Source organism: Bacillus sp. FJAT-29814 (genome assembly GCF_001510715.1).
In the GTDB taxonomy this organism is placed as follows: Bacteria; Bacillota; Bacilli; order Bacillales; family Cytobacillaceae; genus Neobacillus.
Genome location: NZ_LMTJ01000003.1, coordinates 222,853 through 238,373, shown reverse-complemented (window position 1 = coordinate 238,373; position 15,521 = coordinate 222,853). Strand labels below are relative to the sequence as shown.

The window sequence follows — 15,521 nt, the reverse complement described above, 5'->3', positions numbered from 1 at the left end:
GGGGGAATTTTATGGAGACAGTTGTTAATTGGCTTAATGATATTATTTGGAGCCAAGCACTCATTTATCTTTGTTTAGGGGTAGGGTTGTTTTACACAATCGTAACAAGGGGTCTACAAGTAAGACATATGAAAGACATCTACGGGTTGATGTTTAAAGGCGGCAAATCCGAAGCCGGAATCTCTTCTTTCCAAGCACTATCACTGGCGCTTTCAGGACGGGTCGGAACCGGTAATATCGCCGGGGTAGCAACTGCTATTGCCTTTGGTGGCCCTGGTGCGGTGTTCTGGATGTGGGCTATGGCTTTCCTTGGAGCCGCTTCCGCATTTATTGAATCTACTTTAGGGCAAATTTATAAAGTAAAACAAGATGGCCTATTCCGCGGCGGTCCTGCATACTACATAGAAAAAGGATTAAAGATTAAATGGTATGCAGTGTTATTTGCCGTTGTAACGGTAATTGCTACAGGACTTCTCTTGCCTGGCGTTCAGGCAAATAGTATCGCCTTAAGTGTTGAAAACGCTTTCGGAATTAGCCCTGCAATCACTGGTGCTTTGCTAGTTGTATTGCTTGCCATCATTATTTTCGGCGGCGTAAAACGAATTGCCCGTGTTGCCGAGTTTGTCGTTCCGTTTATGGCTGCAGGTTATATAATTGTAGCGCTATTAATCACGTTCATGAACATTTCACAAGTGCCTGAGGTTCTAAGACTGATTTTCTCAAGTGCCTTTGGTGCAGACGCTGCATTTGGCGGTATTTTGGGTGCTGCGATTTCTTGGGGTGTAAAACGCGGGATTTACTCCAATGAAGCCGGCCAAGGTACCGGTCCGCATGCCGCTGCAGCAGCAGAAGTATCCCATCCTGCAAAACAAGGGATTGTCCAGGCATTCTCCGTCTACGTAGATACATTATTGGTTTGCTCTGCCACAGCCTTTATGATCATTATTACTGGCATGTACAATGTTACGCCTGATGACAAGCCGGCGATCGTCAACAACTTGGCTGACATCGAACCAGGTCCTGGGTATACTCAGGCTGCCGTTGAGTCAGTTTTCCCTGGCTTTGGTGCTCCATTCGTAGCATTATCTTTATTCTTCTTCGCTTTTACAACAATCATGGCCTACTATTACATGGCAGAAACAAACCTTGCCTATATTAATAGAAAAACAAAGCGTCCATGGACAATTTTTGCTCTGAAAATAGTCATTTGTGGAATGGTATTCTATGGAAGCGTGAAAACAGCGTCTATGGCGTGGGCATTAGGTGACGTCGGCGTAGGAAGTATGGCTTGGCTGAACATTATCGCGATTCTACTGCTCACCAAACCTACCCTGAAAGTGCTGAAAGACTACGAGGCACAGCTGAAAGACGGCAAGGATCCAGTTTTTGATCCGGTAAAGCTTGGCATTGAAGATGCCGATTTCTGGGAAAAGGAATACAATCCTCGAGAAACAGAAAAGACAGGCTGATGAAAAAAGGACTGACTCAGATATTACGAGTCGGTCCTTTTCGTATGAATCTATTCAGGTAGTAAATAATCGGCAACATGCTTCCCTATTCTACTAATCACCAGTTTAGCCTCATATGCGTCAGTGAGTTGGTCGGTCAAAACCGCCGCATAAGCAGTTTTCCCATTATATTTAAAGATGGCGCAATCATGCTCCACATTCGGGAGACCACCGGTTTTATTTGCGATAAACACCCTATCAGGGTCCATCATTGCCGGCAATTTATCGAGAAATTGCTGTGCGTGCATGATGGATAAGGCAATCTCTTTACTTTCCGCTGATAAAAATGCTCCTTCGTTAATCGCCTTTAGACATTTCACCATATCTGATGGACAGGTAACATTATCAAAACCGCGCTGTATTGCGGCAAAGTCCATCATCTTGCGATTAAGATTGGTAGACTTTAGCCCCAGCCGTTCCATCTCCTGATTGATGGCTTCGATTCCCAATAAATCTATTACCATATTGGTTGCCACATTATCGGAAACGGTAATCATTAAAGTCAAGAGGTCCTTGATCGTCAGAGACGCAAGCGAGGACAGGCTCTGTAACACCCCGGAGCCGCCCACCCTTTCTGTAATGACGGTTAATTGGTCCAGATTAACATAGCCCTCCTCCGCCTGCTTGAGACCCGCCAGTAAAATCGGAACTTTAATGACACTTGCCGAAGGAAAAACTTCTTCACTATTAAAATATATACACTCGTCCCCTGCTTCGATTGCCAAACCGATTCTGCCCCTGAAACCAACAAGTTCCTCCCTAATTTTTGCTTTGAGAACGCTCATTGGTTATCTCGTCGCAGCGACCTGAGAATAATCATGGCCGCCGGTTTTATTTTTATCATAAAGATGGCAAGCAACAAAATGGTTGCCGGTTAATTCCTGCCATGCCGGTTTATCCGTTCCGCATACTTCCATCGCCATCGGACAGCGGGTTCTGAATACACAGCCGCTTGGCGGATTAATCGGACTCGGCAGTTCCCCTTTTAAAATAATCCTCTCACGACGGTCTTCGACATCCGGGTCTGGAATCGGAATCGCCGACAGCAATGCCTGGGTATACGGATGAAGCGGATTTTGATAAAGTTCGCCGCTTGAAGTCAACTCCACCATATGCCCCAAATACATAACGCCAATCCTGTCGCTAATCTGTTTAACCATGGAAAGATCGTGGGCAATAAACAAATACGTCAACCCTTTTTCCTGCTGCAGCCGCATCAGCAAATTAACCACCTGAGCCTGAACCGACACGTCCAATGCAGAGATTGGTTCATCGGCAATAATAAATTCCGGATCCAATGCTAATGCACGGGCAATCCCGATCCGCTGGCGCTGGCCGCCGCTGAATTCATGGGGATAGCGGTTGGCATGGTCCTTGTTCAACCCGACATCCTCCAATAGCTGATATACCCTTCCCATGCGTTCCTGCTTATTCTTGTATAACCCATGGACCTCCATCGGTTCGGAGATAATTTCCGCCACGGTCGATCTCGGGTTTAATGACGCATAAGGGTCCTGGAAAATCATCTGCATTTGCCGGTGAAAAGCAAACCGTTCTTTACTATTTAAGGAATGGACATCTTTTCCCTTAAAAATAACTTCGCCATCGGTCCGGTCGTATAACCCGATGATGGTTCTCCCTGCAGTTGATTTGCCGCAGCCGGATTCACCGACAATCCCGAAGGTTTCTCCCTTATTGATTTGAAAAGAAACCCCGTCTACCGCCTTCAGAATTTCGTTTTTTCCCAAGTGGAAATGCTTTTTCAAATTTTTGACCTGTAGAAGCGCTTGTTGATTACTCATGTTTATTCCTCCATCTCAAGCCAATAGCGTCTAGCTGCACATAATTCTTTTTCATAGATTGTACCGGCGAGTGGGATAATTTCAATTGTCTTGCCTGTATTTGGCGAATGCATCAGCTTTCCGTCGCCGTAATAGATCCCGACATGATGAATCTTCCCTTTCCCCTCTTCATATGCAAAGAACAGTAAATCACCTGGCTTTATTTCGGAAGGTTCGACAGGGATGCCTGCATCCGCTTGGTCATGGGCATCGCGCGGAATCACATAGCCACCCGCCTTGCACATCGAATAACTAAACCCGGAGCAATCATAGCCGTAGCTGCTCATTCCGCCCCAAAGATAGGGAAGCCCGAGGAATTGTTCTCCTGCTGACACAATATCGTTTCCAGTTCCTTTGCACCTTGCTGCCAAGGATTGGAATACAACTACATGTTCCCTGTCCAATGCCCCTGTCCCATTCGGTGTTTTAACCCAAACCTGCCCATCTTCTTCCCTTGAAAGCGGCAGCATTGTTTGAAACGATAGTTCCAATTTCGTCTCATTTGTTAAAATTGCCCGGGGTTTGGTCACGACAACGACTGGACCTTCATGCAAATCCCAATCTGCTGGACATGGAACAAGCTGGCATTTAGGAACCCAGCCCGGATAGCCATGTTCATTTTTGGATGAGGGCTGCTCCGGAACAAGAATATGGGCCCACTCCTCCTTCTCCTCTAGGAGCAATACCTCTTGACCATATAATACTTGCGTTTGCACTAGGTTATCATCACATAAACCCAATCTTGTCTCATAGGTCAAGGCCGATAGCCAAGCATGGAGATCAACCGGATTTGTGACAGCATCCAAGTCGATTTCCCGTGCCGAATCATAAGACGTCCAAACTGTAGCAACTGGTACATTGACAAGCCATTTATTCAACTTAATTCCCCCCATCTGCGTTGATCCCCTTGATTCCTAGGCCGGGTTCATTTGGTATCGTAATAAATCTGTTGTTGTATTGAATTCCGCCATCCACGATTTCCTTCGCCAGCATGAGTGGCGCATCGAAATCGTAGCGGGTAATATTTTGCTTGCTTGCAGCAAAATGGGCAGCCGCAGTAATGCCGAGTTTCGTCTCAATCATGCTGCCAACCATGCATTCCACCCCGCATGTTTCGGCAAGTTGATTGATGATTTGTGCCTGATAGATCCCCCCGGCTTTCATCAGCTTGATATTGATCAAATCGGCACTTCTTGTTTGTAATACATGGAAGGCCTGCTTCGGGGTAAACACGCTTTCGTCGGCCATAATCAGAGTATCGACATGGTCGGTTACCTGCTTCAATCCGTCAATATCGTCAGCCTTAACCGGCTGTTCAACGAGTTCTATTTCCAACCCGCTATCTTCCATTTTACGGATGGCCCTGATGGCATCCTTGGCGTTCCAGCCTTGATTGGCATCGAGACGAACTTTAATGTCGTAACCGACCCTGTTCCTAATTTCACGAATCCGCTCGATATCGGTGGCGATATCATCCTTGCCGACCTTTACCTTCAAGACATTAAAGCCCTTCTTGACATAGGAAACCGCATCCTCACCCATTTCCTCCGGCCCGTTGACACTGACGGTAAAGTCGGTCTCCAATTGATTTTTATGACCGCCGAGGAATTGGTAGAGTGGAAGTTTGCAAGCTTGTGCCAAGCAATCGTACAAGGCCATGTCGACAGCGGCTTTAGCGCTTGAGTTGCCTACTAAGATACTTTTTAATCCATGAAAAAGCAATTCAAAGTTTAATAGACTTTTATGTACCAAAAAGGGTCCGATGACATCCTGTATGGCTGATTCGATGCTTCGCAGGCTGTCCCCGGTAATCACTACGGTAGGAGGAGCCTCGCCCCAGCCAACAATCCCGTTGTCACAAGTTACTTTTACAATGATCGTTTCCGCCGTTACCACGGTTCTTAGAGCCGTTTTAAAAGGTTTTATCAGAGGCACCGCAGCTCTAAAAGTTTCTATTCTTTCGATCTTCATCATTTATCATTCCTTTTATAGAATGCCGCTTTCGACAACCAGTTTTTTTTCTTTTGTGTCTAACGTTGCGCTGACACCAAATGGAACCGAGATGTGGGGATTGCAGTGGCCGATTTGGAAACCTTTCATTGCCGGTTTGCCCGTTAACTTAACATAATGGTCAATGACTTCATCAAGCATTAACGACAAATCCCGTTTCGGCATGCAGTCACAGAAATCACCCACAACCATTCCGACAGCATCAGTAAGCTTTCCGGCCATATAAAGCTGATTCAGCATCCGGTCAACAGCCCGAGGCTCCTCATTGACGTCCTCAATAAACAACAGTTTACCCTTTGTATCCATTTCAAATTTGGTCCCAAGGGTGCTGACCAAAAGGGTTAAATTGCCTCCAACTAGCGGGCCGGCTGCCTTTCCATCAACCAGCACCTCCAATGGGGAATATTGCTCCGTATAGGTCAAGACTTTGGGTGAGAATAACTGCTGGAATCCTTCTTTTGATAATGGATGGATATCTTCCTTCCCGATATCAGAACCGAGCATTGGACCATGGAAGGTCACCAATCCTGTCTCTTGGCGAATTGCCGTATGTAAAAAGGTAATATCACTATAGCCCCAGAAAATCTTGGGATTATCCCTGATTAAATCATAATCAATGTTAGTGGCAATTCTGCCCGTTCCGTAACCGCCGCGGGCACAAATGATGCCTTTTATCTCCGGATCTGCGAACATGTCATGCAAATCATCGAGCCGCTCCTGATCAGAGCCTGCCAAATAACCGTATATTCTTTCAACACTTTTCCCGATTTTTACCTTCAAACCTAATCCTTTTAAAAACTGGATACCCCTCTCGAGATTCTCCTGGATTGCCGGGCTTGCCGGGGCAATCACTCCAACCGTATCTCCTTGTTGCAGCCGATTTGGTTTCATTAAATTCATCAATTAGAACCCCCTTTCACCTAAAACTTTATGTTATGAGGACAAAAGGGATGTTCACAATCGAACACCCCTTTTAAAAACTATTACTTCTTGTCAGCCCATTTTAACTCTAGGTAACCAACAGGGTGGCGAACGATACCTGTAACATCTTTATTTTGCAGGTAAGTCTGGTTGTAGAAGTGAATTGGAATAATTGGTGCTGCATCAAATAATATCTTTTCAGCTTTGTACATCATTTCGTAACGTTTCTTTTCATCCTTTTCAAGCTTTGCATCCTTGATAAGTTGATCAAATTCTGCATTGCTCCATCCAGTACGGTTCATTGGCGAGCCAGTGATAAAGTTTTCCAGGAAGTTGATTGGATCCGCGTAGTCGGCAAGGAACGAACTACGTGATAACTGGAATTTCAAAGCTTTTTGCTCAGATGCGAATACGCTGCTTTCCATGTTGGCAAGCTTCACATCAACGCCAAGATTTTCCTTGAACATTTGCTGCAGAGCTTCAGCAATTTTCTTGTGAGTCTCCAGTGTACTGTAAGTAAGAGTCACTTCTGGAAGAGTCGCATAGCCTTCTTCCTCCATACCCTTTTTCAGCAATTCTTTCGCTTTAGCTACATCCGTCTTAATTAAATCCCCGTTTTGCTTACGGAAGTCATTTCCTGCCGGGTCTTTAAACCCGTAGGAAACAAAGCCATATGCAGGTTTTTCCTGATTTTTTGTCACTAGTTCAACCATTTGCTTTTGGTCTACTGCTAAAGCAAATGCTTTACGAATATTTTCGTTTTGGAATGGCTTCATTGTCACGTTAAAACGATAGAAGTATTGACCTGCCTGGTCTTCTACTTTTACATTTCCTTCTTTAAACAGTTTGTCTGCAAGTTCTCCAGGAACGTCGGAAGTATCTAGGTCACCAGTCGTGAACATTTGGTATTCCGTATTCGTATCTGAAACCATAGCCCAATGAACCTTATCCAATTTTACATTTTTCGCATCCCAGTATTTATCATTTTTCACCATCGTGAAATCACTGTCATGATTCCATTCAGCAAGTTTGAACGGACCGTTGGCAACAAATGAGCTAGCTTCTGCAAACCACTGTGGATTTTCTTTCGCTACCTTTTCATTGATTGGGAAGAAGCAAGGATTCGAAATAACACTTAAGAAATAAGCCTGCGGGCTAATTAATGTTACTTCGAAGGTCTTTTTATCCACGGCTTTAACCTTAACATCATCTGCAGAGCCTTCATTGTTGTTGTAAGCTTCAGCACCTTCAATAAAATAACCGAGGAATGCTGCCGGAGAACCGGTGTTAGGATCCAACAAACGCTTCCAGGCAAATACGAAGTCATCTGCAGTTACATCATCACCATTGGACCATTTGGCATTATCACGAATATGGAACGTGTAGGTTTTACCATCGCTGGATACATCCCACTTTTCAGCTGTTGCCGCTTTAGGCTGGTGGCTTTCATCAAGGCGGGTCAAGCCTTCCATCAGGTTGTTCAAGGAATTCCAAGATACGGCATCAAAGCCGATTGGCGGGTCAAACGATGTTGGTTCTTGTCCATTATTTAGGTAAAGAACCTTTTCAACCTTTTCCTTTTCTCCGCCTTTTCCTTCATCCTTTGGCTCTTTGCCGGCATCCTTGGTTGCTGTACAGGCTGCCAGCGCAAACAACATCATTACAGCGGCTAAAATTGCAGTAATCTTTTTCATCTTTTTCCCCCTAGTCAAATTTTTTTATGGTTATTTAAAGGATGAAACCAATTTTTGGGCCCGTTCGTCCTGCAGCCAACAATCAACGTTATGGTCACTGGTTAACTGCGTTTTAAACGGGTAAACCTTGTCGCATACCTCCATGGCATGTGGGCATCGCGCCGCAAAAGCGCAGCCAACCGGAGGGGAAAATAAATCTGGCGGCGTTCCGGGAATCGGAACAAGTTCAGCCTTTTCTGCATCCAACCGTGGAACAGATTGGAGCAGTCCTTTTGTATACGGGTGCTGCGGCTGATAAAAAATCTCCCGCCTCGTCCCGATTTCGACGATTCGGCCGGCATACATGACCGCAATTCGATCAGCCACCTGGGCCACTACGCCTAAATCATGGGTAATGAGGATAATGGATACTCCTGTTTTCTTTTGAATATCGCGAAACAGCTCGAGGATTTGTGCTTGAATCGTCACATCAAGTGCTGTTGTCGGTTCATCAGCAATTAAGACATCCGGCCGGCACACAAGTGCCATCGCGATAACAATTCGCTGGCGCATCCCGCCGCTGAACTGGTGCGGATATTGCTTTAAGCGAATTTCCGGGTTGGGAATGCCAACCAAATTCAGCATTTCAACGGCGACCCTTTTCGCCTGATCTCTTGACAGCTTCTCATGCTGGATGATTCCTTCCATAATTTGCTCGCCAATCGTCAGCGTCGGATTTAAGGCTGTCATCGGGTCCTGAAAAATCATCGAAATGTTAGCGCCACGAATCTTTCGGAGCTCCGGTTCCTTCATTTTAATGATATCTCTGTCTTTAAAAATGATTTCTCCTTGATGGATTTTGCCGGGCGGCTCTGGAATTAGCCTCATGATGCTTTGCGAGGTGACACTTTTTCCACAGCCGGACTCGCCGACAATCGCCAGTGTTTCACCTTTATGAAGATCAAAGCTGACTCCGCGGACGGCTTTGACTTCCCCTCCATAGGTTGAAAAGGATACGTGAAGGTTTTTTACCTGAAGTATTTTATCCATGCTGTCTTACCTCCTCAACTTCGGATCTAAGGCATCCTGGAGCCCGTCACCCAAAACATTAAACGCAAACATAGTTAATGAGATAAATAGGGTCGGGAAGAATAATCTCCACCAGTAACCAGATAGAATTGTAGACAAGCCGTCATTGGCCATTACGCCCCAGCTGGCATGTGGGGCCTGAATACCCAACCCAATGAAGCTTAAGAATGCTTCAGCAAAAATTGCTGATGGGATGGTCAATGTCATTTGGACGATAATGGGTCCCATCGTATTGGGAAGCAAGTTTTTTCGAATGATACGGGCTGCACTTGTTCCAAATGTTTTAGAAGCAAGCACAAACTCATAGTTTTTAATTTGCAGGACCTGGCCGCGAACAATCCTCGCCATTCCGATCCAGCCCGTTATCGAAAGTGCCAGAATAATTGTCGTTAACCCTGGGCCGATGACAACCATGACCAGAATGACGACAAGAAGATATGGCAGGCCATATAAAATTTCCACAAACCGCATCATCAGGTTGTCAGTTCGGCCGCCTTTATAGCCGGCAATCCCGCCATATACAACGCCGATAATAAAATCAATCATTGCCGCCATTAAGCCGACAAACAAGGAAATCCGGGCACCATAGGCCGTACGGGTAAATACATCACGTCCTAAATCATCGGTTCCAAACCAGTATTTGCCCGATGGTGGCAGATTCTGCTCGGTCAACCTTTGCGTCTCCACCGAATGAGGTGAGAGGACGGGTCCGAATATGGCAAAAATCGCCAGGAATATCAAAAATATAAGTCCTGCCATGGCCAATTTATTTTTCAACAGCCTATGCCAGGAATCCTTCCAATAAGAAAGGCTTGGCCGGACAACGGCTTCCCCCGCCTGCTGGTTTTGTTGTATCGGAACAAACCATTCATCAGGAACATCAGGCGAAATATTTCGTACATCTTGCTTGCGAAGCTCCATTTATTTCGCCTCCTTTTTGTGCAGTTTAATCCGAGGGTCCAAAATTCCATAGGCTAAATCCACCAAAAACAGCATAAGAATGAGAATGGCGCTATAGAAAACGGTTGTCCCCATGATAACGGGGTAATCGCGGTTATTGATGCTATCAACGAAATATTTTCCCATACCCGGGATGGCGAAGATTTTTTCAATAACAAATGTCCCGGTCAAAATACTGGCTGCAAGGGAGCCAAGAACGGTTACAACTGGAAGCAGCGCATTTCGGAGCGCGTGTTTGAAAACAATTTTCACTGGTGACAAACCTTTAGCTTTAGCCGTTCGAATATAATCTTGCGTTAATACTTCGAGCATGCTTGTCCGGGTCAAGCGGGCAATAATCGCCATCGGACCAGTTGCCAAGGCTAAGATTGGCAATACCATATGCATGGGACTAGACCAAGTCGCGACCGGAAAAATGGGAATGTTTACGGCCAGTTGTTGGATTAACAATGTTGCCATAACAAAGTTTGGAACCGATATGCCGAGAACCGCAATACTCATCGCCAAATAATCAATCAGCCCGTTATGTCGCAATGCAGCAAATACACCAAGCGTAATTCCGGAAACGATGGCTAGAAGCAATGTATATAGTCCGAGCTCAAACGAAACCGGAAACCCCCTTCCGAGCATGTCGTTTACTGTTTGTGATGACTTTTTAATGGAAGGTCCCAAATCGAACTGGACCAATGCCTTCAGGTAATTTCCGTATTGTACCAATAACGGCTTATCAAGCTGATAGTAGGATTCAAGGTTTTTTTGAATCGCTGCGTTAGTTGTCCGTTCCTCGTTAAACGGAGACCCCGGTACCGAGTGCATCAAAAAGAAGGTCCCGGTGACGATCAGCCATAATGTAATAATCATGGCAACAAAACGTTTAATAAAATATGTATTCACGTATCACCACGTCCTAACAGAATGTTGTCCTCATCGCTAATTCGGTCATAACCAGCATCGCTTGGTATGCCTCCAAAATATCCTTTGCTTGAAAGCGGACGATTGTTGTTCCGGGAACAATTTCGGTACCGGGCATTAAATTTGCCCACTCGGCCTCGCCATAGTTGGTAAATTCAATTCCTAAGAGCGGCCTGTCCGGCGGTGTTAGCGGTTTCACTTTGTCGCTATTTTGAATCGCCAAGGCTGTTTTTTCTCTTAGAAGCTGCCCTGCTTTGGCTGGTGTCAATGATTTGGCAGCGGAACGGGAAATCGCTTCCTTGACCACAGCGGTTGTGATGTTCGGAATAAGCTGCTGTGCTTCGAGGGATGCACCGTCATCTCCGGCAACCATAATCACTGGTACATCGTAATATCCGGCAACATAGGCATTGAACCCTAGTTCCCCTACAGCCACGTCGTTTATGTACATATTCCGGACTCCAAAAATCATCGAATGCGTCATGACGCCTTTTTGCGCGGCCCTTGCGTGATATCCAGTAAAAATGGCACCATCAAAGGTTCCATCCAAACCTTGTACCATTGAAAATGGTTTAACATCGCCAGTAATCAACTGCGTTTCGGGATGCAGTCTTTCAATTAATAAATTATTCATTTTGGAGTGACTGTCATTGACCACTACCTCCTTTGCGCCATATTCAAAGGCGGAGGTGATGACGTGATTAGCCTCGTCTGTCATAATTATTCGGCTGCGCTCATAATTGTGCTTGTCAGAATCGACATGGGTGTGGTCCACCAGCCCGGTGATTCCTTCCATGTCAACGGAAACATATAACTTCATTGGCTTCCCCTTTCTTTTACTAGATTTCTATTTTCTAACTATTATAGAATAGTTTTACCCTTTATTCAAACTGTTCTTAAAATTCTCGAAATATTTTTTACTAATTTTTTCATAGTAGTGAAACTTTCCTACATTTTATCCGTAGAACTAAGCTAATGAATCTTATTAAAAATTTCCTCAAAATCGGTTTATAATAGGAAGTAGAAAATGATAGGAGTGAGGGTGTGTGGGAGTAACACTTAGTAAAGGGCAAAAGGTAGATTTGACAAAGTCCCATCCAGGGCTGCAGAATGTCGTGGTCGGGCTGGGCTGGACAATCAACCAGGTCGGCGCCAACTTTGATTTGGATGCGTCGGCATTTTTATTGGGGCAAAACGGGAAAGTTCAATCGGATCTGGATTTTGTTTTTTATAACAATCCTACAGGCGGAAACGGCTCCATTGTCTACAGTGGCGATAATCGAGTCGGGTCTGGCGTCCGGGATGATGAGCAAATTCGAATTGATTTAAAAACCGTTCCCGCCCATATCCATAAGATTGCCTTTACAATCACGATTCACGATGCCCAAGTAAAGCGGCAAAATTTTGGACAAATTTCCGATTCCTATGTTCGTATTTTTAATGAACAAAATAATGAAGAACTGCTACGGTTTAATTTGGGCCGGGATTTTACGATTGAAACGGCCATTGTAGCAGCGGAACTATACCGCCATAACGGAGAGTGGAAATTTAATGCGATTGCCAGCGGCTTTCAAGGCGGACTTGCCGCGTTATGCCAGAACTTTGGCGTAACCGTTGATGATCCTGCACCTAGTCCGCAGACTCAGCAGCCTAATTCGTATCAACAACCCGGTTATGGGGCAAATCAAACCAGTCCTGTTCAGCAAAGTCAGGGGAACTATATTCCGGCGGGACAGAATCAGGGCCAGTTTCATCCGAGCAGCCACAACCAGGGGAATTTTGATTTTAACCGGCAGAATCAAACAGGATTTAATCAGAACCATCAAAATCAGCAAAATTATGACCCATACAGACAAAGTCAAACCAATTATGACCCCTATCGTCAAAGCCAGGCCAATCAGACTTTTAACCAGCAGCCGATTCATCTTGAGCCCGAATCATCCAACCGGCAGCCAGCTTATGGCTATCCATCACAGACGTATTCACCTGCAGCAGGCTCCAGGCAAACTTATGGTGGTGACGATATAATATGTCCACGCTGTCATTCTACTAATGTCAGGACCGGCAAAAAAGGGTTTGGCTTAGGCAAAGCTGCCGTTGGCGGATTAATACTCGGCCCAATTGGCTTGCTTGGCGGATTTATCGGTCAAAACCAATTAAAACTTACCTGCAACAACTGTGGCAGCAGTTGGTCACCTTCCCAAACCGATTATGCCGAGTGGGCCAACAATCAAAAACGGCGGGCCCAGGAGCTATTTTCTCGTTACAAGAGCCAGGATGTCCTTGATGCTGTCGTAGCAGGCTGCGCCCTGGTGGCGATGGCTGACGGCTATCTGGATGCATCCGAACGGCAAAAACTGCTTGAATTCGTCCATCAAAGTGATGAGTTGCGGGTATTCGATACCAATAAGGTAATTCAGAGATTCAATTACTTTGTGTCGCGAATTGAAATGGATCGGATGCTTGGGACAGCAGAAGCATACCGGGCGCTGGGAAGAATCAGAACTAAACCGGAAATCGCCCGCCTTGTTGCAAGATATTGCATCGCCATCGGCTATGCAGACGGCAACTTTGACAATTATGAAAAACAAACTGTTGCTGACATTTGCCGTGAGCTCGGGTTGAATCCGGCAGAGTTTTTATCATAATGGAAAAAGCCTCTATCCCATTAGGTATTGGGATAGAGGCTTTTTGTGTTAGCCTTTCCAGACACGCTTGTTTTCCACACGTTTTGTAAAGCCGTTGGCGTCCAATCTTTCAAGGAAAGGAATCATGTATTTACGCGAAAGGTCGAGAATCTCCTTCGCATCGCCAACCTCAAATTCGGCACCAGTCCTACTGCGAAGTTTCTCTACTGCTCCGTTAAAGACTTCTCCATGATAGGCATACTGTTCATCCAGCATCATGATGAACCCCTGGTCTTCCAAAAACCGCCGAAGATCATGTTCAAGATTAGCAGGGATACCGGCCGCAGAGAAATAGTCTTTCAAGTAGCGAACCTTTAAGCCATCCTTCTTCATTTCCTCTAGCAGATTTTCTGTCCGCTTTGCCCAGCTTTTCGGTACATGCGGCATAAATGTCGCCAACGAGACAAACTGTCCTTTTCGCTGAAAGACTTCGTTTGTTATGCCGTTTTCGACCACAAACTCAAGCAGTGCCTTTGGAAATCTCTTTTGCATGGTCTGAATCAGTTCGGCTTTATTGACGCCCGATTTCATCGAATGTTGGTTATGGAAATCCCGTAGACGGTCATAGATATCTTCCTCAATCGCGTCAATTAATTGTTTCAGGGTATATTCTCTACCATTGTATAAAACAAAATCATCCTCGTTTTCAAGGTGTTCTGCAAGGGTTTCATCATCAAGCGCAGTCCGTTTGATTAATTCCGTCAAAGGCAGACTTTTTGCCTCGAGCAATGCCGCCGTGATCCGTTCCTTTGGCGAACCGACTTTTTTCTTTTCTAATTCGCCAATGGTTTCGTCGCCAAAGCGGTATTTATTGCCTCTTGGATCAATAACCCAGCCGCCACCAATGGTTTCGGTTGGGCTTGGCCGGCGCAAAATGAAGCGGTCGCCCCGTTTTGTCAGAATTTCCTCTTCAAGCCTCAGCTGACAAAGAATTTCCCCAATCTCCTCTTTCACTTCGTTGCGGTCAAAGAAAACGATGCGCCCCATGACCTCGGCTGTCCCGATATGTAATTTGATTGGCATACGCTGCTTGATTAAATGCTCGAGTTCTTCTACAACTGTGATCGCAACGTCGATGACTTTGGACACAATAAAATGTTCGGAAGAAACGAGGACATCACCGCGTTCGAGGTCCTCCTTGGAAACTCCCGAAAGGTTGATCGCCGCCCGCTGGCCCGCATACGCTATTTTCGATTGCTTGTGGTGGACCTGAATTTGACGGGCCCGAACTTCCAGCCCCCTCGGCATGATTTTTAATGCCTGTCCTTCTTCCACGGTACCTTCATAAACGGTACCACGAACCACGGTTCCCTGCCCTTTCACAGTAAACACCTGGTCGATTGGCAGCCGGAATGCCCCTTTGGCATCGCGCATCTCTTGTTCCTTCAGTTTTTTTATAATAAGCTCCTTTATTTCGTCGATGCCTTTTTTGGAAAGGCTGTCTACGAGGACAAATGGCGCTTCCTCGAACACCGTTCCGGTTAGCTCTCCCAAAATATCATCCTTCACCAATTCAATAAAATCTTCGTCAACCCGGTCTATTTTGGTAATGGCGACAATCCCATTTTTGACTCCCAGAAATTTTAAAATATCCAAGTGTTCCCTGGTCTGCGGCATTACTCCCTCATCAGCAGCAACCACGAGCACCACTAGGTCAATTCCGGCGACACCGGCAATCATCTGGCGAATAAACCGCTCGTGTCCAGGAACATCAATAACGGAAATTTGGATTTCATCATCTTCATATAAAGGAGCAAATCCGAGTTCAATCGAAATCTGCCGTTCCTTTTCTTCTTTTAAACGGTCGGTATCGATATTGGTTAATGCTTTTGTAAGCGAGGTTTTCCCGTGGTCGATATGACCGGCCATTCCAATTGTAAAATATCTTTTTTCCAAGCTTGCCACCTTCTTTAACGTCTT

The 15,521-nt window shown here is 45.5% G+C and carries 13 protein-coding genes; 2 read left to right on the top strand and 11 right to left on the bottom strand.

Going from position 1 to position 15,521, the window contains the following annotated elements:
• Window positions 1-11: 11 nt before the first annotated feature.
• Window positions 12-1,469: a sodium:alanine symporter family protein gene (locus tag AR334_RS08940; RefSeq protein ID WP_066308397.1), complete on the top strand. Its 1,458-nt coding sequence runs from the start codon at window positions 12-14 to the stop codon at window positions 1,467-1,469.
• Window positions 1,470-1,519: 50 nt separating this feature from the next.
• Here AR334_RS08940 and AR334_RS08935 read toward each other — a convergent pair whose 3' ends face one another.
• The 10 genes from AR334_RS08935 to AR334_RS08890 all read right to left on the bottom strand — a co-directional run bounded on the left by AR334_RS08935 (window position 1,520) and on the right by AR334_RS08890 (window position 11,734).
• On the bottom strand, window positions 1,520-2,293 hold the full coding sequence (locus AR334_RS08935) for a serine hydrolase (protein ID WP_066308395.1): 774 nt from the start codon (window positions 2,291-2,293) through the stop codon (window positions 1,520-1,522).
• A gap of 3 nt (window positions 2,294-2,296) precedes the next feature.
• Window positions 2,297-3,310: an ABC transporter ATP-binding protein gene (locus AR334_RS08930; protein ID WP_066308393.1), complete on the bottom strand. Its 1,014-nt coding sequence runs from the start codon at window positions 3,308-3,310 to the stop codon at window positions 2,297-2,299.
• A 2-nt stretch (window positions 3,311-3,312) separates the two neighbouring features.
• A complete protein-coding gene (locus tag AR334_RS08925; protein WP_066308390.1) occupies window positions 3,313-4,242 on the bottom strand; it encodes a C40 family peptidase in 930 nt (309 codons plus the stop codon).
• On the bottom strand, window positions 4,229-5,320 hold the full coding sequence (locus AR334_RS08920) for a mandelate racemase/muconate lactonizing enzyme family protein (RefSeq protein ID WP_066308387.1): 1,092 nt from the start codon (window positions 5,318-5,320) through the stop codon (window positions 4,229-4,231). The genes AR334_RS08925 and AR334_RS08920 overlap by 14 nt, the downstream gene beginning before the upstream one ends.
• Window positions 5,321-5,335: 15 nt before the next feature.
• Complete coding sequence (locus AR334_RS08915) at window positions 5,336-6,259, bottom strand: LD-carboxypeptidase (RefSeq protein ID WP_066308377.1); 924 nt, start codon at window positions 6,257-6,259, stop codon at window positions 5,336-5,338.
• 83 nt (window positions 6,260-6,342) lie between these two features.
• Window positions 6,343-7,974, bottom strand: coding sequence for a peptide ABC transporter substrate-binding protein (locus AR334_RS08910; RefSeq protein WP_066308374.1), 1,632 nt, complete (start codon window positions 7,972-7,974; stop codon window positions 6,343-6,345).
• 30 nt (window positions 7,975-8,004) lie between these two features.
• A complete protein-coding gene (locus AR334_RS08905) occupies window positions 8,005-9,003 on the bottom strand; it encodes an ABC transporter ATP-binding protein (protein ID WP_066308371.1) in 999 nt (332 codons plus the stop codon).
• Window positions 9,004-9,009: 6 nt separating this feature from the next.
• Window positions 9,010-9,963, bottom strand: coding sequence for an ABC transporter permease (locus tag AR334_RS08900; protein ID WP_066308369.1), 954 nt, complete (start codon window positions 9,961-9,963; stop codon window positions 9,010-9,012).
• Window positions 9,964-10,896, bottom strand: a complete 933-nt coding sequence (locus tag AR334_RS08895) for an ABC transporter permease (RefSeq protein WP_066308367.1) — start codon at window positions 10,894-10,896, stop codon at window positions 9,964-9,966.
• A gap of 13 nt (window positions 10,897-10,909) precedes the next feature.
• On the bottom strand, window positions 10,910-11,734 hold the full coding sequence (locus AR334_RS08890) for a M55 family metallopeptidase (protein WP_066308361.1): 825 nt from the start codon (window positions 11,732-11,734) through the stop codon (window positions 10,910-10,912).
• 226 nt (window positions 11,735-11,960) lie between these two features.
• Here AR334_RS08890 and AR334_RS08885 point away from each other — a divergent pair, with 226 nt between their 5' ends.
• A complete protein-coding gene (locus tag AR334_RS08885; protein WP_066308357.1) occupies window positions 11,961-13,562 on the top strand; it encodes a TerD family protein in 1,602 nt (533 codons plus the stop codon).
• 48 nt (window positions 13,563-13,610) lie between these two features.
• Here AR334_RS08885 and selB read toward each other — a convergent pair whose 3' ends face one another.
• A complete protein-coding gene (gene selB, locus AR334_RS08880; protein WP_082692882.1) occupies window positions 13,611-15,497 on the bottom strand; it encodes a selenocysteine-specific translation elongation factor in 1,887 nt (628 codons plus the stop codon).
• Between the last annotated feature and the right edge of the window lie 24 nt (window positions 15,498-15,521).